17 protein-coding genes are annotated in these 18,244 nt (G+C 38.2%); 16 read left to right on the forward strand and 1 reads right to left on the reverse strand.

The window, feature by feature from the left end; genetic code table 11:
- Positions 1–123: 123 nt before the first annotated feature.
- From CAR_RS06085 to pyrE, 7 genes are read left to right on the forward strand one after another with little or no spacing between them, the layout of a single operon-like run.
- Complete coding sequence (locus CAR_RS06085) at positions 124–1,068, forward strand: aspartate carbamoyltransferase catalytic subunit (protein ID WP_013710846.1); 945 nt, start codon at positions 124–126, stop codon at positions 1,066–1,068.
- A gap of 22 nt (positions 1,069–1,090) precedes the next feature.
- Positions 1,091–2,383 carry a dihydroorotase gene (locus CAR_RS06090; RefSeq protein WP_013710847.1) on the forward strand — a complete coding sequence of 431 codons (1,293 nt, stop codon included), beginning with the start codon at positions 1,091–1,093 and terminating at the stop codon, positions 2,381–2,383.
- On the forward strand, positions 2,380–3,468 hold the full coding sequence (locus tag CAR_RS06095) for a carbamoyl phosphate synthase small subunit (protein ID WP_013710848.1): 1,089 nt from the start codon (positions 2,380–2,382) through the stop codon (positions 3,466–3,468). Before CAR_RS06090 ends, CAR_RS06095 begins: the two co-directional genes overlap by 4 nt.
- On the forward strand, positions 3,461–6,640 hold the full coding sequence (carB, locus tag CAR_RS06100) for a carbamoyl-phosphate synthase large subunit (RefSeq protein ID WP_013710849.1): 3,180 nt from the start codon (positions 3,461–3,463) through the stop codon (positions 6,638–6,640). Before CAR_RS06095 ends, carB begins: the two co-directional genes overlap by 8 nt.
- A 52-nt stretch (positions 6,641–6,692) precedes the next feature.
- Complete coding sequence (locus CAR_RS06105; RefSeq protein WP_013710850.1) at positions 6,693–7,622, forward strand: dihydroorotate dehydrogenase; 930 nt, start codon at positions 6,693–6,695, stop codon at positions 7,620–7,622.
- Positions 7,612–8,337 (forward strand): orotidine-5'-phosphate decarboxylase, encoded by a 726-nt coding sequence (pyrF, locus tag CAR_RS06110; protein ID WP_013710851.1) that lies wholly within the window; start codon positions 7,612–7,614, stop codon positions 8,335–8,337. Before CAR_RS06105 ends, pyrF begins: the two co-directional genes overlap by 11 nt.
- Positions 8,330–8,962 (forward strand): orotate phosphoribosyltransferase, encoded by a 633-nt coding sequence (gene pyrE, locus CAR_RS06115; RefSeq protein WP_013710852.1) that lies wholly within the window; start codon positions 8,330–8,332, stop codon positions 8,960–8,962. The genes pyrF and pyrE overlap by 8 nt, the downstream gene beginning before the upstream one ends.
- A 69-nt stretch (positions 8,963–9,031) precedes the next feature.
- Here pyrE and CAR_RS06120 read toward each other — a convergent pair whose 3' ends face one another.
- Complete coding sequence (locus tag CAR_RS06120) at positions 9,032–10,741, reverse strand: NFACT RNA binding domain-containing protein (RefSeq protein ID WP_041556332.1); 1,710 nt, start codon at positions 10,739–10,741, stop codon at positions 9,032–9,034.
- A gap of 197 nt (positions 10,742–10,938) precedes the next feature.
- Between CAR_RS06120 and CAR_RS06125 the strand changes: the two genes are divergently transcribed.
- The 9 genes from CAR_RS06125 to CAR_RS06165 all read left to right on the forward strand — a co-directional run bounded on the left by CAR_RS06125 (position 10,939) and on the right by CAR_RS06165 (position 18,240).
- Positions 10,939–11,637 (forward strand): carbonic anhydrase family protein, encoded by a 699-nt coding sequence (locus CAR_RS06125; protein WP_041556334.1) that lies wholly within the window; start codon positions 10,939–10,941, stop codon positions 11,635–11,637.
- Between the two features lie 435 nt (positions 11,638–12,072).
- Positions 12,073–13,050: a tryptophan ABC transporter substrate-binding protein gene (gene trpX, locus CAR_RS06130; RefSeq protein ID WP_041556336.1), complete on the forward strand. Its 978-nt coding sequence runs from the start codon at positions 12,073–12,075 to the stop codon at positions 13,048–13,050.
- A gap of 28 nt (positions 13,051–13,078) precedes the next feature.
- Positions 13,079–13,969: an ABC transporter permease gene (locus CAR_RS06135; protein WP_013710856.1), complete on the forward strand. Its 891-nt coding sequence runs from the start codon at positions 13,079–13,081 to the stop codon at positions 13,967–13,969.
- Between the two features lies 1 nt (position 13,970).
- Positions 13,971–14,789: an ABC transporter ATP-binding protein gene (locus CAR_RS06140; RefSeq protein ID WP_013710857.1), complete on the forward strand. Its 819-nt coding sequence runs from the start codon at positions 13,971–13,973 to the stop codon at positions 14,787–14,789.
- 150 nt (positions 14,790–14,939) lie between these two features.
- Complete coding sequence (locus CAR_RS06145; RefSeq protein WP_013710858.1) at positions 14,940–15,185, forward strand: MarR family winged helix-turn-helix transcriptional regulator; 246 nt, start codon at positions 14,940–14,942, stop codon at positions 15,183–15,185.
- A gap of 270 nt (positions 15,186–15,455) precedes the next feature.
- Complete coding sequence (locus tag CAR_RS06150; RefSeq protein ID WP_013710860.1) at positions 15,456–15,770, forward strand: hypothetical protein; 315 nt, start codon at positions 15,456–15,458, stop codon at positions 15,768–15,770.
- 82 nt (positions 15,771–15,852) lie between these two features.
- Complete coding sequence (locus CAR_RS06155; protein WP_013710861.1) at positions 15,853–16,371, forward strand: type 1 glutamine amidotransferase domain-containing protein; 519 nt, start codon at positions 15,853–15,855, stop codon at positions 16,369–16,371.
- A gap of 452 nt (positions 16,372–16,823) precedes the next feature.
- Positions 16,824–17,561 (forward strand): methionine ABC transporter ATP-binding protein, encoded by a 738-nt coding sequence (locus tag CAR_RS06160; protein WP_013710862.1) that lies wholly within the window; start codon positions 16,824–16,826, stop codon positions 17,559–17,561.
- Positions 17,554–18,240, forward strand: coding sequence for a methionine ABC transporter permease (locus CAR_RS06165; protein ID WP_013710863.1), 687 nt, complete (start codon positions 17,554–17,556; stop codon positions 18,238–18,240). The genes CAR_RS06160 and CAR_RS06165 overlap by 8 nt, the downstream gene beginning before the upstream one ends.
- Positions 18,241–18,244 lie beyond the last annotated feature (4 nt).

Genomic DNA, 18,244 nt, shown 5'->3' on the forward strand with positions numbered 1-18,244 from the left:
GAAGTGCTGCACAAGCAGAAGGGAATTATTCTAGAACCTAAAATTCTCCACAAAACTTTAGGTTCTTTTTTTATACAAATTTCCACTCCACTAGACTTTAAAAATGATAAGGAGGAAAAGACAATGGAAAAAATTTCTGCAACAATTTCTTTAGACCATTTTGTCTCAGTAGAAGATCTAACAAATGAAGAGGTTCTAACGTTGATCAAGCGGGCGTCACAATTTAAAAAAGGGACGATCTCTGCTCAAGTAATGGAGCCACTTTACGCGGTGAATTTATTCTTTGAGAACAGTACACGCACACACAAAAGTTTTGAAATGGCTGAAAAAAAATTGGGCATCGAAATCATTGACTTTGAACCTTCAACAAGCAGCATCAAAAAAGGAGAGAGCCTTTACGACACGGTATTGACCATGTCCGCACTTGGAACGGAAATTGCCGTTATTCGTGACAGTAAAGAAGCTTTTTATACTGAATTAATCAATAGCCCATCCATTAAATGCTCCATCATTAACGGCGGAGATGGAACAGGCCAACACCCCAGCCAATGTTTATTGGACTTAATGACCATTTACGAAGAATACGGTCATTTTGACGGCTTAAAGATCGCTATCATTGGAGATTTAAAACATTCCAGAGTAGCTAAATCAAATATGCATATGCTAAAACGACTGGGTGCAGAGGTTCTCTTCTCTGGTCCGACTGAATGGATAGATGACTCTTTTAAAGAGTACGGCCAATACGCGGCAGTGGATGACCTTATTTGTGAAGCCGACGTGATCATGCTCTTACGTGTACAGCATGAACGCCATGAATCTTATAACGATGCGTTGATCGCCAGCTATCTAGATCAATATGGCATTAACGAATTACGCGAAAAGAATATGAAACCTTCCGCAATCTTGATGCATCCTGCACCAGTCAACCGTGATGTGGAGTTACAAAGCTCACTGGTTGAGTGTGAACGATCACGAATCGTGACTCAAATGTCGAATGGCGTCTACGCCAGAATGGCAATTTTAGAAGCCATCATAGTGGGAAGAGCGAACAGCAAAACACCTTTATAAATTTACCTCAGGAGATGAAGCCATGACGATCTGGATTAAAAATGCCATTATGTTAACCAAAAATGAAGACTATCAGCCCATTGAACTGTTGATCGATGGAGAACAGATCCAAGCTATTGGATCAGATTTAACATCGCTTATCCAAGATACGGATAAGGTCATCGACGCTCGCGGAGCACTAGTTGCTCCCGGCTTGATTGATGTCCATGTTCATTTAAGAGAACCGGGGTTTTCGTATAAAGAAACCATTAAGACAGGAACGATGGCAGCCGCACGTGGCGGATTCACAACGGTTTGCGCTATGCCCAATGTTCAACCAGAACCGGATACAACTGAGAGAATGCAATCTCTTCAAGAAAAAATTGCTCGAGATGCTGTAGTAAAGGTCAAACAATATGCGCCAATTACAATGGGTCTACGTAGTGAAACATTAACCAATCAAAAAGAGTTGTTAGAAGCTGGAGCATTTGCCTTTACCAATGATGGAGTAGGTGTGCAGACAGCCGGTACGATGTATTTAGCTATGAAAGAAGCCGCAAAAAACAACACCATTATCGTGGCACATACAGAAGATGATTCCTTACTGTTTGGAGGCGTCATGCATGAAGGCACACGCAATCAAACATTAGGACTGCCAGGAATCTTAAATGTGGCTGAAGCGAGTCAAATTGCCCGAGATGTATTGCTTAGTGAAGCAACTGGCGCTCATTACCATGTCTGTCATGTCTCAACGAAAGAAAGCGTAAGAGTCATTCGGGATGCAAAACGTGCGGGTATCCATGTGACTGCTGAAGTTGCACCCCATCATTTATTGTTGACAGAAGATGACATTCCAAATGATACCAGTATCTATAAAATGAATCCTCCGTTGAGAGGGAAAGAAGACCGCCAAGCATTAATCGACGGTTTGTTGGATGGCACGATCGATATAATCGCAACCGACCATGCCCCACATAGCAAAGAAGAAAAAGCTGGTGGAATGGTAGATTCGCCTTTTGGAATCGTAGGCAGTGAAACAGCTTTTTCCTTACTATATACACACCTAGTAGGAAAAGGCATCGTATCCCTTGCTCAACTTATTGATTGGATGGCCTATAAACCAGCAAGACTCTTTCATTTAGACGGTGGAACGATTGAAGTCGGTCAAAAAGCCGATTTAGCCTTTTTCGATCTCTCAACGTCTAAAGAGATTTTAACCGAAGACTTTCATTCTTTGGCCACGAACACACCTTTTATAGGATGGTCTGCTAAAGGGACGACCACAATGACATTCGTTGATGGAAAATTAGTTTATCAGGAGGGATCCGTACAATGAATCGATTATTGCTGCTAGAAGACGGAAGTGTTTTTAAAGGAAGAGGATTTGGGGCTGCAAGTGACGCAACCGGAGAAGTCGTTTTTTCAACCGGAATGACCGGTTACCAAGAATCTATTACGGATCAGTCCTACAATGGCCAAATGTTAGTCTTCACCTATCCATTGATTGGAAACGCAGGGATCAATCGTGACGATTATGAATCCATTGATCCCACCACAAAAGCGGTCATCGTAAAAGAATTTGCCCGCGTTCCTTCAAACTGGAGAAGTCAAATGAGTTTAGATGAATTTTTAAAAAATAAAAAAATTCCTGGTTTAGCTGGCGTTGATACAAGGAAGCTAACACGGGTCATCCGAGAACACGGTACTATGCGCGGCATGATCATTGATGCAGAAGATGATATCAGACATGCATTTGATCAGTTGAAAGCGACAGTGCTGCCTTCTAATCAAGTTGCCCAAGTTTCTACGACTCGTTCTTATGTTAGCCCTGGAAAGGGAAAAAACGTCGTTGTCATTGATTTTGGACTGAAACACAGTATCTTAAACGAATTAAACAAACGAGACTGTCACGTGACGGTTTTGCCATACAATACAAGTGCTGAAACCATATTGAGTCTACAACCAGATGGGGTCATGTTGACCAATGGACCAGGAGATCCTACATCATTGCCGCATGTATTAACCATGATCCAAGAAATCCAAGAAAAGCTTCCAGTATTCGGTATTTGTTTAGGACATCAATTGATTGCTTTAGCAAATGGAGCCAGTACATTTAAAATGAAGTTTGGTCACCGCGGCTTTAATCATCCGGTGAAAGAGATCGCAACAGGAAGAATTGATTTCACCTCACAGAATCATGGGTATGCTGTTGATGCAGCCTCGATCGATAAAGAAAAACTGCTTGTGACGCACATCGAATTAAATGACGAAACAGTCGAAGGTGTTAAGCACCGCTATCACCCAGTCTTCAGTGTCCAGTATCATCCAGATGCAGCACCAGGACCACATGATGCAGCACACTTATTTGATCAATTTATGGAATTAATGGACGCTTGGAAGGAGACAAAAAAGAATGCCTAAACGGATAGACTTAACTAAAATCATGGTTATTGGATCAGGACCGATCATTATTGGTCAAGCAGCTGAATTTGATTACGCAGGTACTCAAGCGTGTCTAGCATTAAAAGAAGAAGGTTATGAAGTCGTATTGGTCAACTCAAATCCAGCGACCATTATGACGGATAAAGAAATTGCCGACAAAGTGTACATCGAACCCCTCACATTAGAATTTGTTTCACAAATCTTGCGCAAGGAACGTCCAGATGCCATTGTACCCACATTAGGTGGCCAAACAGGACTAAATATGGCTATGGAATTATCCAATTCTGGCATACTAGAAGAGTTGAGCATTGAATTGCTGGGAACAAAATTAAGTGCTATCGATCAAGCTGAAGACAGAGATCTGTTTCGGACACTGATGAAAGAACTGAATGAACCCGTTCCTGAAAGTGAGATCGTTCATACCGTTGCAGAAGCATTGATGTTTGCTGAACAAATTGGTTTCCCCTTAATCGTTCGCCCGGCATTTACAATGGGAGGGACTGGTGGAGGAATTTGTGATAACGAGGAAGAGTTGAAAGAAATCGTTAAAAATGGATTGAAATTATCGCCAGTAAACCAATGTCTAGTCGAAATCAGTATTGCGGGATACAAAGAAATCGAGTACGAAGTCATGCGGGATAAAAATGACAATGCGATCGTCGTCTGTAATATGGAAAACTTTGATCCTGTTGGGATCCATACAGGAGATTCCATCGTCTTTGCTCCGACGCAGACCCTAACAGATAAAGAACACCAAATGTTGCGTGACTCTTCATTAAAAATCATTCGCGCTTTAGGTATTGAAGGAGGGTGCAATGTTCAACTAGCACTTGATCCAGATAGCTTTAACTACTACATCATTGAAGTAAACCCACGTGTCAGTCGTTCCTCAGCATTAGCAAGTAAAGCAACAGGCTACCCGATTGCTAAGCTAGCGGCAAAAATTGCTGTCGGTTTAACTTTGGATGAAATGAAAAACCCAGTGACCGGAACAACGTATGCTGAATTCGAGCCGGCTTTAGATTATGTTGTCGCAAAAATCCCGCGTTGGCCATTTGATAAGTTTGAACAAGGTGACCGTCGATTAGGAACTCAAATGAAAGCTACAGGAGAAGTTATGGCGATCGGCCGGACAATTGAAGAAGCCTTATTAAAAGCGGTACGTTCACTCGAAATAGGTGTCTCTCATATCTTGTTAGAAGAAGCTTCACTAGCAACGGACGAAGTATTGATTGAAAAAATTATCAAAGCTGAGGATGATCGCTTATTCTATGTTGCAGAAGGTATTCGTCGTGGGTACACCATTGAAGACTTAGCCAATTTAACCAAGATCGATTTGTTTTTCTTAGACAAAATGCTTCATATTGTGGAGTTGGAAGATGAACTGAAAGAAAATGTGAACGCTATTGATGTATTGGTTACAGCCAAAGAATATGGCTTCTCAGATAACGCAATTGCAAAACTATGGAATACCGATGAGCGTGCGGTAATGAACATGCGTTACAAAAATGACATCGTCCCTGTTTATAAAACAGTCGATACTTGTGCTGCAGAGTTTGATTCCAATACGCCTTATTTTTATAGTACGTATGAAGAAGAAAACGAGAGCATTGTCTCAGATAAAAAATCTGTCTTAGTACTAGGGTCAGGTCCCATTCGAATCGGACAAGGAGTTGAATTCGATTATGCGACGGTCCATTCTGTTAAAGCCATCCAACAAGCAGGATATGAAGCGATTATCATGAACAGCAATCCAGAAACCGTTTCAACGGACTTCTCCATTTCAGACAAACTCTATTTTGAACCTTTGACACTAGAAGATGTCATGCATGTCATTCGTCTAGAGCAGCCAATAGGTGTCATTGTTCAGTTCGGAGGGCAAACAGCCATTAACCTAGCAGAACCACTAACGAACATGGGTATTACATTATTAGGAACGAGTGTAGAAGATTTAGATCGCGCAGAAAATAGAAATTTATTTGAACAAGCACTAAATGAACTACAGGTACCTCAACCTTTAGGGGATACGGCTACAACCGAAAGTGAAGCAGTAGTCATTGCGAATCGGATTGGATACCCCGTTTTGGTTCGTCCAAGTTACGTTTTAGGCGGTCGGGGTATGCAAATTGTGGATACTCAGCCAGATTTAGAAAATTACATGCGAAATGCTGTAAAGGCTTCTCCAGAACACCCAGTATTGATTGACCGCTACTTAGTAGGAAAAGAAGTTGAAGTAGACGCTATCTGCGATGGTGAAACAGTTCTTATCCCTGGGATCATGGAACACATCGAACGTTCAGGCGTCCATTCTGGGGATTCGATGGCGGTGTATCCTCCACAAACCTTATCAAAAGAGATTCAAGATACGATTGTAGATTACACCACTCGATTGGCACTCGGTTTGAATTGTATCGGCATGATGAACGTTCAATTTGTCCTGCATGACAACACTGTTTACGTCATAGAAGTTAACCCTCGAGCAAGTCGGACCGTGCCATTTTTAAGCAAAGTCACAGGGATCTTAATGGCTCAAGTTGCAACTAAAGCAATTTTAGGTCAATCTCTTAAGGAACAAGGTTACAATAATGGGTTATATAAAGAGTCGACTTTGATTCACGTGAAAGCTCCAATATTCTCATTTACAAAACTGCAAAAAGTAGATGCCATATTAGGACCAGAGATGAAATCTACAGGAGAAGTCATGGGAAGTGATACCACGATGGAAAAGGCGCTTTATAAAGCTTTTGAAGGAAGCTACATGCATTTGCATGATCACGGAACGGTATTGTTTACGATTTCCGATGAAGACAAAGAAGAATCCCTGATTTTAGCTAAGCGATTTTACGACATTGGCTATACGATAGTGACGACTGAAGGAACAGGGGAGTTTTTTGCCGAACACCATCTACCGGTTCAAATTGTGGCTAAGCTACAGCAAGATGCCGATGAAACGGTCTTGGACCTCATTCAAGGAAATGCCATTCAAGTAGTGATTAATACGATGACTACAGGAATTGGAGTGGTCAATGATGGAGAAATCATTCGGAAAACAGCCATTGAACAAGGCATTCCCTTACTAACATCACTCGATACAGTATCGGCTATTCTTAAGGTCCTTGAATCGCGTAATTTTATGACTAGTCCATTATAAAGTAAGAATTTTTTGAAATAAGGATAAAAAAGAACTAAACGGGGGTTAGAAAATGAATCGCTTAGCAGTAAAATTACCAGGATTAGATTTGAAAAATCCTATTATGCCAGCCAGTGGAACATTTGGGTTTGGCGAACTCTATTTGGATCAATATGACTACAATATATTAGGAGCCATTATTATCAAGTCAACGACAATTGATGCACGAGAAGGAAATGCGAATCCGCGTTATCATCATTTAGAAAATGGCGTTTTAAATGCGGTAGGCTTAAAAAATCCAGGAGTGGACGTAATCGTAGCTGAGAAATTACCGTTGTTAGCTAAATTTGATACACCCGTGATTGCTAGTGTTGCCGGTACAACAGTTGAAGAATATATTGAAGTTACAAAAAAACTATGTCAATCACCAACCGTTCGCGCACTTGAAATCAATGTATCCTGCCCCAATGTCAAAGAGGGCGGGTTAACATTTGGTTCTAAACCTGAATCAGTGTATGACATCACAAGAGCAGTAAAAACTGTTTCTACGGTTCCGATTTATATTAAACTAACCCCAAATGTAACCAATATTGTCGAAATCGCTCAAGCTGCTGAAAAAGGTGGAGCAGACGGTATCAGCATGATCAATACCTTATTGGGAATGAGTATTGATGTTGAGACCAAAAGGCCGATCTTAGCAAATAAAACCGGTGGACTTTCCGGTCCAGCTGTCAAGCCGATCGCTATCCGTATGGTCTATCAAGTATCTCGTGCAGTTTCCATTCCAATAATTGGAATGGGTGGTATTTCAACCGTGGATGATGTGCTTGAGATGTTCATGGCTGGAGCTAGCGCAGTTGCAATCGGTACAGCTAATTATGCTAATCCAATGATTTGCAAAGAATTAATTGAAGCTTTACCTAAACGAATGGATGAACTCGGTATTGAGTCGATTGAATCATTAGTGAAAGAAGTAAAGGAGGGGCAAAGAGATGGAAAGTAGACCAATCATTGCCTTAGATTTCTCAACGTTACCTCAAGTAACTCATTTCTTAGACCAGTTTAAGGATGAACCGTTATTTGTTAAAGTTGGCCTGGAACTGTTTTACCAAAATGGTCCTGAAATTGTAACGCAACTTAAACAATTAGGCCATGATGTTTTTTTAGATCTAAAACTGCACGATATTCCAAATACTGTTCAACGATCAATGAAGGGAATAGCAGCTATGGGCGTCGATATGATCAATGTCCATGCTGCTGGCGGTAAATCCATGATGGAAGCTGCAATGGAGGGGTTACTTTCAGGTACTCCAACAGGCAACCAACCGCCTAAATTGATTGCGGTCACTCAATTGACATCTACAACACAAACTATGATGCAGCAATACCAGTTGATTTCTGTATCTTTAATGGAAAGTGTTCTTCATTATGCTAAATTAACTCAGTCTGCTGGTTTAGACGGTGTTGTTTGTTCAGCTCTAGAGGCGAAAAGTATCAGGGAAGCGACTGGAAAAGAATTTTTATGTGTCACACCTGGTATACGTTTAGCTGGATCAGATGTTGGCGACCAAAAACGGATTGCTACACCGTCGAGTGCTAGAGAAAGCGGTGCATCTATGATCGTTGTTGGTCGTCCCATCACACAAGCAGCTGATCCGGTGGCTGCCTATCATGCAATAAAAGAGCAATGGCAAGGAGGCGATAAGAAACATGACTAATGAAAAACGAATTGCTGAACAACTATTATTAATTAACGCAGTAAGTTTAAATCCAACAGATCCCTTTACTTGGGCTAGTGGAATGAAAAGTCCGATTTATTGTGACAATCGTATTACGATGAGTTATCCAGCCGTAAGACGAGAAATAGCAAAGGGGTTAGCTGAAATGATTACTACCCACTATCCAGAAGTAGAAGTCATTGCTGGAACAGCTACTGCAGGCATTCCACATGCTGCATGGGTAGCCGAATTGCTGAATTTGCCTATGGTGTACATTCGTAGCAAGGCAAAAGATCACGGTAAAGGGAATCAAATTGAAGGTCGAATATCGGATAATCAAAAAATGGTTGTGATTGAAGATTTAATTTCTACAGGTGGAAGTGTCATCGAAGCTGCGCAGGCAGCAGCTAATGAAGGCGCAGATATTCTAGGTGTAGCAGCCATCTTTAATTATGAGCTGCCGCAAGGAATAGAAAATTTTGAAAAAAATAGGCTTCCATTAGTTACGTTAACTCATTATTCTGCACTGATTGAAACAGCTTTTGAAAGAGGAATAATTAAAGAGTCTGAGATAGCACTGTTACAAGAATGGAAAAAAGATCCAGTGAATTGGTTGAACAACTAAAAAAAGTAACGCATCCCTAGTATTCCAGTAGGGATGCGTTACTTTTAAGTTTAAAAATGAGTGTAAGAATTATTCTTTTAAGCGATTAACTAACTCTTTATCTGGGGTAACATAGACTGTACGTTGACCTTCGTAGATAACAAAACCAGGTTTTGCTCCATTCGGTTTCTTAATTTTTTTCACGTTGACATAATCTACTGGAACAGATGCAGACAGCTGTGACTTAGAGAAGTAGGCAGCTATATTAGCCGCTTCTAAAATTGTTTCTTCGCTAGGATCAGCAGACTGAATGATCACATGTGAACCTGGAATGTTTTTGGTGTGCAACCAAATATCTGATTTCCGAGCAGTTTTAAGTGTTAATTGATCATTTTGCAAATTGTTTTTCCCTACTAAAATTGGTGTGCCATCGGAAGAACGGTAAAGATCCGGTTGACTTAATTTAGCTTGTTTTTGTTTTTTCTTGGATTTCTTTTTCTTCATATAGCCTTGTTGTATTAATTCTTCTTTAATCTCAGCGATATCTTTTGGAGTAGCTAATTCTAGTTGTGTTGAGACAGACTCCAAGTAATCGATTTCTTCTTTAGTTAAGCGCATTTGCTCATTAACATAGGCAATAGCATTTTTTAATTTTTGATATTTTGAAAAATATTTTTGTGCATTTTGAGAAGGTGTTTTTCTAGGATCAAGAGAAATCGTCATAGGTTTTTCATTATCATAAAAATTGGTTAACGTAACTTCTTTTTGTCCTTTAGTCATCTTGTAGAGATAAGCTGTTAACAATTCACCTTGAACTCTGTATTCATCGGCTAATTCAGTTTCATCAAGCGTCTTTTGAAGTTTTTTCATTTTTTTCTTATTTCGTTGAAGTTCGACTTGAATCAAATGAATTAAATCTGATCCTTGCTGCTGAACACGGTCTCTATCTGCTTTACTCTCGTAATACTTATCAAGCAGTTTGCTTAAAGAAGGATAACCCACATGTTCTCCTTCGATACTTAGATAAGGAAGTGGGGTAAAAAATTCTTTTTTAGAACCGATCGTTAAGGTCGGAGAGATATTTCCACTGCGCACAGTATCCATAAATGAATCAAATAAGACCGATAAATTTTCCACATTATTTTCACTACGGTAAAAGAGTTCTTTTGCCGTATCCGCACCGATTCCTTGATAAATTTGCTGCAATCTTTTTTCATAAGGCAAATCTGGATCTTCAAAAGCTGTTATTAGTTCAGCTAATTCAGAACTGCTTGTTTCAAAGGGATTCAATTTATCTTGGTGAGGTGGAGATTGGTAGGTAGCACCGGGCATAATAAAACGAAATGAATTTTGACTCGTCGGTACATGTTTGATCGTATCTAAAATACGCTGTGTATCTTGCTCTATCAGAAGAATATTACTGTGTCGGCCCATCAACTCTACAATCAAGATAACATTTTGAACATCGCCAATTTCATCACGGCTCTTGAACCTAAAATGAATGACACGGTCATTGCCTACTTGTTGAATGTCTTCTAAGATAGCTCCTTCAAGATGTTTCCTCATAATCATACAAAAATTTGGAGGAGAGCTAGGATTTTCATAAGGAATCTCTGTTAGTTGAATACGTGCATAGCTTGGGTGAGCAGATAAGAGTAATTTGTGATTCTTCCCATTTGCTCGCATAACAACAACTATCTCATTTGGATAAGGTTGATGGATTTTTGACACTCGTCCATTTTTTAATGCTTCGCTTAACTCATTTACCATCGCATGGGTAAAAATACCATCAAATGACATGTATTTCCCTTCTTTCATGATCGATTAGTTGAATCGATTCTATTTAACTTTTTAACTAAATCAGCCTTAATCGTGCTGTATTTATCAGTATACCATTTTTTTATTAAAAATGGTTAGTAGAAAGTTGGATACAAATAGTTGCATATTAAGAATAAAAAAAGATACAATAACTATTGGAAACTCTAGGAGGGAAACAAATGGAATGGAATTACCAAGGAGATAGAGGTCCAGGCAATTGGAAAACCATTTGTTCGGCCTTTTATCAAGCAGAAACAGAAAGTTTGCAATCGCCAATCGCATTAGATGATAATCAAGCAAACTTAACTATCTCACAGTATTCACTGAGATTTGATTACAATAGAACGTTATTTGAATCATCGTTTTTTAACCATACGGTTCATTTATCGCCAAAAACAAATGAAAAAGTAAACTTTGTTACCTTTAAGCATAAAAAATATTTTTTAGAAGATCTTCATTTTCATTTGCCAAGTGAGCATGAAATTAACCAAGAATCTTTTCCATTAGAATTTCATTTGGTGCACCGTTCTGTGAAAAATGATCTTCTCGTTGTAGGAGTCACTGTATTGCCTTCAGAACGCCCGATGAATACTACATTAGCAGCAATAGATGAGAAGGCTTTACATCCGCGTATCGCGGAAAGAGGCTTGACTGTTCCAATCGAATTGTCCCGTCTATTGCCAGAAAAAAAACAGTTTTATCATTATACTGGATCATTAACCACACCTCCAACGTCAGGCCCAGTAGATTGGATTGTGTTCCGGCACCAAACATATATGAGACAAGGTTTACTCCAAGCATTTAAACGAAATGTTGGGAAAACAAATAGACCACTACAACCTAGATCAGACAGACCGATCTATTTATCAGATTGTTAATTGTTCATGTAATTCTCATTTTATTGCTTGACACGTCACTATACAACTAGTAAGATTGTCGTAATAGAAAAACAGCAAAGGAGTTCTCAGGATGCTAAATAACTTATCTTATAATGGACAATTGAATAGCAGTTGGCAAAGCCAAGATAGATAGGTTGATCCATGAGAACGCTCATAGATGCAACCTTCAGTGTACTGAATGTATGTATCTATGTTGGTTTATTTGAAGACAGGCTAGACTTCCAATCCACGTAGAGAGAATACTTAATTCTATTTCTATGTGGATTTTGTTTTGCATAAAAACAGCTTCCACGGATTATTTGTGGCAGCTGTTTTTTTATTTTGATTACTGGGGTGTGTACAATGGAAATGAAACGATGGCGCTTTTGTTGGTAAGGCTAAATAAAATTTAATCATTATTGGAGGATGAAGGAAATGAAAAAAATGATTGGCTTCATTATTTGTTTAGTAGCACTTTTAACGGTTGCTTTTTTTACTACTAAAACTGAAACAGTTACAAAAAAGGAAAAACCGATGGTTGGTATTCTACAACTGACAAGTCATCCAGCTCTTGACCTCATTTATAAAGGAATTGTAGATGAGCTAAACGATGCGGGTTATATTGACGGGGAAACGATGACATTGGATTTTCAAAATGCTCAAGGTGACCAAAGCAACTTAAATTCGATGAGTACTCGATTTGTTAGTAGAGGAGCTGATGTGATGGTCGGTATAGCAACTCCTTCGGCTCAAGCATTAGCGAACAGCTCTCAAGATATTCCTATCGTATTAGGTGCTGTTACGGATCCTGAGGGCTCTGGTTTAGTCAAAAGCAATGAAGCTCCTGGTGGGAACATTACAGGGGTGAGTGACCTAACACCCATTAAAGAACAATTTTCCTTGATCAAGGAAATTCTACCAGAAGCTCAAACAATCGGTATTTTATATTCATCAAGTGAAGACAATTCAATTGTGCAAGCTGAACAAGCCATTGAGATTGCTGAAGAAATGGGATTGGATACTCAAGTCATGACGGTTTCTTCAACGAACGATGTTGCTCAGGTGGCATCTACCTTAGCTGCACAAGTTGACGCTATATGGGTTCCTACTGATAATACTATAGCTAGTGCAATGAACACATTAGTGTCCGCTGCAGATTCAAATCTGATTCCAGTTTTTCCAGCTGTAGATACTATGGTAGAAGAAGGCGGCTTAGCAACTGTTGGATTAGATCAATACGAATTAGGTCGTTTGACCGGTGAAATGGTAGTAGCCATTTTAAATGGTGATACAAATCCTGCAACTACTCCTATTCGCTATCTCGATCAAGGGGATATCATCATCAATGAAGAAAAAGCTGAACAGCTTGGTCTTACTATTCCAACTCAGGTATTGGAAAAAGCCAAAGAATAGCTTAATTAACTAGAATGGGGGAAATCAAATGGATTTAATTGTTACAGCAACAGCACAAGGATTATTGTGGGGCATGATGGCTTTAGGCATATTCATTACTTATCGTATTTTAAATTTACCAGATATGACAGCAGAGGGTTCCTTTCCTTTAGGAGCTGCAGTATGTGCTCAACTTATTATTTCAGGCGTTCATCCTTTAATTGCAACCGCCATTGCCTTCGTCATAGGAGCTTTGGCTGGAGCAGTTACCGGGTTTCTTATTACAAAAGCTCATATTCCTGGATTATTAGCAGGAATATTAACAATGACTGGTTTATATTCTATTAATTTGCGTATCATGAAACGAGCTAACTTGAGTTTACTTGGAGAGGCTAGATTAACCGATTTCTTTACTGGATTTAATCTACCTAGCCAATTTGATACGATTTTCTTAGGAATCATTCTTGTTTGTATCGTGATTACATTGTTGGTCTTATTTTTCAAAACAGAATTGGGTCAAGCTGTTATCGCAACTGGTGATAATGAAAAAATGGCACGTTCATTGGGAATTTCTACCAATCAAACTAAAATACTCGGACTTATGCTTTCAAATGGACTGATTTCCGCTGCAGGAGCACTTATTGCTCAAGACAATGGTTATGCTGACATCAGTATGGGCATTGGGACAATCGTTATCGGTCTAGCTTCAGTTATTATTGGTGAAGTGATTTTTGGAAATTTATCTTTTGTTAACCGTCTGATTTGTGTCATTTTAGGAGCGATTATTTATCGTTTTATCATCATGTTCGTCTTACTGATCGGATTACAGCCAAATGATTTGAAACTTATTTCAGCAATCATTTTAGCTTTCTGTCTAGCATTACCAAGTATACGTACAAAATATAATTTGAATTTCTTCCAAAAAAAGGAGTTGTTGTAAGATGACTACTAATACACCAGTTTTATCATTAAAAGGACTAACAAAACAATTCAATAAAGGAACACCTAATCAAAACACCGTGTTGAATGATTTAAACTTAGAAGTAAAAAAAGGTGATTTTATTACGATTATTGGTGGAAACGGAGCTGGGAAATCGACGTTGTTAAACAGCATTGCTGGTAATTTTATGATCGATAAAGGCTCTATCCTGTTGGGAGAGAAAGATTTAACTCCTTTGAAAGAAGAAAAACGTGCGGAATCAATTGGTCGTGTCTTTCAAGACCCTGTTATGGGAACAGCTCCTCGAATGACTGTAGGTGAAAATTTGGCTATTGCTTATCGTAGAGGAAAGAAACGTTCTCTTCGAAAAGGAACATCGGATAAGGAGCGAGAGTACTTTAAACAGGTCTTAGCTGAATTAGGCTTAGGTTTAGAAAATCGTTTGGATAGCGAAATGGGATTACTGTCTGGTGGTCAACGCCAATCTATTGCACTGTTAATGGCAACGATGAATAAACCAGAACTTTTATTATTAGATGAGCATACAGCAGCGTTAGATCCCAAAACAGCAAAAGTTGTTTTAGAACTGACTAAAAGACGAATTGAGCAAGAAGAATTGACAGCTCTGATGATCACACATAATATGAACGATGCGTTAAAATATGGCAATCGATTAATTATGCTAGATGGTGGAAAAGTGATCGTTGATTTATCTGGAGAAGAAAAAAAGAGCTTAACCGTTCCAGATGTACTGGTTCTTTTTCAAACAGCCACAGACTCTAATAGTCAATTATCGGATGAACTTTTATTAAGTCGTTAAACAAATTACAATACCAAAATACAATGATAACGAATAGTTCAGGGCATGTGCCTTGGACTATTTTGTTTCAGTGTACAATTTCAATCGATAGTTGTATAATACATATATATTAGTTGTATAATGCAACAGACCCTAGATAGGAGTGTTTAAATGGATAATCATCCTGAAATTCCAATACATTCGTTGATCCAACGTTTCACAAAATTTAGTCAAAGTTATGCTAAATTAGAAAAACAATTACTTGCTAAACATAAGATAACTAAATCAGGATTCTTGATTATGTCTTTTATAAAAGATGAAAAAATAACCTTAAATGAATTGACCAACCATTCTGAATTAGATAAATCAACTTTAAGTCGTCAAATTAAAGCATTAGAAAAAAAGGGTTTATTTTAAAGGAACAAGGAATCGACAAAAGAGTTAGTCAACTCTCAGTAACTCCTGAAGCACGACAATTGCTTTTAATGGTTTCATTTGAACTTGAGAAAGCATACAGTACTATTTTTAAAAGCTGGCCTGATGATGAAAAACAACTTTTACTTGTTTTAATGGGCAGGGTCAATCGAAGCATTCAATCTTTCCAAGTAGAAAAGTAGAAGTTTTTTGCAATTCGCTCAAAAGCAGTTACAATTATGAAGGAAGATTGAAACCGAAGGAGATGAATACATGGATCCAAAAACACTTAATGGTTTAACGAAAGATGAATTGATAGAACTTATCATCAATCAGAGTGAAGAACTGAAAGAACAAGATATTCATTTAGAAGCTGAAGTAGAAGAAAATCGATTTATAAAAAGTTTAGGATTTGTAGATGGATACAAAAATTATCAAAATTATTTTATTCGTTTTTTTGAAGATGAAAGCGAAGGAACTGCTAAAAAAGGAAGCATCTTTTTAGGTATTTTAGAAGATTTTATCAACGATTATGGAAGCGAACCCGTTCGGGAGTTAATGGAAGAGTTTATTGAAGATAAGATTTAAGTTCTCCAAGATTTGCAGTCCTTTAGTAGAATTGATAAACTAATGATAGTCATATATTGAATTGTTGAGGAGGAATAAAAAGATGTCTGTAGAAAATAAAAAAATTATTGCTTTAGTCAGTGATGATTTTGAAGATTTAGAGTTGTGGTACCCGGTCCTGCGTTTAAGAGAAGCTGGAGCTGTTGTACATTTAGTAGGCGAAAAGAAAGATACCGTTTATCATGGGAAATATGGAGTGCCGGTAACGTCTGATTATAGTTTTGAAGAAATTACTAAAGAAGAATACGATGGCATTTTAGTTCCCGGAGGATGGTCGCCGGATAAATTAAGACGTTTTCCAAAAGTTATTGAATTCGTTCAATATTTTGATCAACAAAAGAAACCTATCGGACAAATTTGCCATGCTGGTTGGGTACTGATCTCAGCAGGAATTCTTAATGGCGTAAACGTTACAAGTACTCCTGGAATTAAAGATGATATGACTAATGCCGGAGCCATTTGGCATGATACTGCAGCTATTACAGATGGACATATTGTTTCAAGTCGCAGACCGCCAGATCTTCCTGATTATATGAAACAGTACATTGCATCATTTGAATAAACAAACTTAATTGTATTTGTTTTAAAAGGAGTAAGACAAATGTCTTACTCCTTTTTTATTGGACTTTTTAGCACCTAGACCGTTTAAATAATGAGAAATACTCAATAAAATTTGCTAAAGAAATAGGAATATTAGTATTTCTAGGTTCACTACATTAAGATAGATGACTTTAAAAGACTATTAGGAACAACATTGTTTTTATAGCATTATATTTAAGAAAAAGTAAGCTGAAAAAACGCTCTACTTCAAGTTTTACTAAATTTTATTTTTTTAGCCATTTAAAAAATTAGACCTTTTATTGCTTCTAGTTTTGAAAAAAACTATACTAATTTTTGTGTGAAAGAACAGAATGCTACTTAAGTTCTCTAGTTTAACGAGATGAAATGACCCTTGCGCTAGTTATCTATCTTAATGAACAGGAACAGTTTCATAACAATAGGAGGTGTTTCTAAATGATTGAGTTGAAAGGGGTCTCAAAAGGATTCATTGGACAAAATGGAGCATTCAAAGCTGTTGATCAGGTGAGTTTGTCTATTGAAAAAAATGAACTTTTTGGTGTTATTGGAGAAAGCGGAGCAGGAAAGTCAACCTTATTGCGGTTTATTAATGCCCTAGAAAAGCCGGATGAGGGTCAAATAATCGTTGACAATGTAGATATTCAGCAACTATCTAAAAAAGAATTACGACTCTATCAAAAAAAAATCAGTATGATCTTTCAACAATTTAATTTACTCAGCAATAAAACTGTTGAAGAAAATATCCTGTTGCCTTTAGAACTATATGATTACAAACACACTTTACCGATTGAAACCGTATTGGATTTTGTTGGATTGAATGATAAACGCATTAGTTATCCTGCTGAGCTTTCCGGTGGACAAAAGCAACGTGTCGGTATCGCGCGCGCATTGATTACACGACCCACCATCCTACTTTGTGATGAACCAACGTCTGCTTTAGACCAGGGAACAACGAAGGAAATCGTCGATGTGCTAAAGAGGGCTCATCAAGAATTCGGAATGACTGTAGTAATCGTGACGCATGAGTTAGAAGTGATTAAAGAATTATGCACACGTGCTGCAGTGATCGAAAAGGGACGATTGATTGATACTATTCAAGTAACACGTAAAAATGAGCAGAAAGTCTTTAAGTCTTACCACCAAAGGGCGTTGGAGGTGTTAGGAAATGTCTGATTCGCTGGAAATTTATCTTGAGCGCATGATTGATCACGCTCCAAATTTGATAGAAAGCCTCTACGAAACCGCCATTATGATGGGCTTTTCTATGGTTGCTGCTATTCTTTTAGGACTGCCTTTGGGGACCTTGCTCTTTTTAACGGCAAAAGGAAGACCAATGGAAAATAATTTTCTCTATCAATTAGCCAATATTTTTGTCAATATTATCCGTTCATTTCCCTTTTTATTATTAGTGATTGCCATGCAGCCAGCTATTCGTCACTTTTATGGACGTGCAACAGGGGATCCAATAGCTGCTTCATTTCCAATGATGCTTATTGCGATCGTACTTTATGCACGTTTTGTTGAGCAGTCCTTGCTTGACGTGCCTAAAGGTGTATTAGAAACGGCTCAGTCTATGGGCGCAACTATCCCACAACTGGTATGGAAATTTTTATATGTAGAAGCACGAAGTTCGTTATTGATTGGGTTCACTACAGCTTTTGTTAGTTTTATTTCCTATTCTACTATTATGGGAGTTGTTGGCGGAGGGGGAATTGGTGACTTTGCGATTCGCTATGGCTATCAACGATATGAAACCGATATTATGTATACAGCAATCATCATTATTATTATTTTTGTCGTCTTAGTGCAATGGTTAGGACTAAAAATTGCGCACAAGATCGATAAAAGGTAACACA

This window comes from Carnobacterium sp. 17-4 (genome assembly GCF_000195575.1).
In the GTDB taxonomy this organism is placed as follows: Bacteria; Bacillota; Bacilli; order Lactobacillales; family Carnobacteriaceae; genus Carnobacterium_B.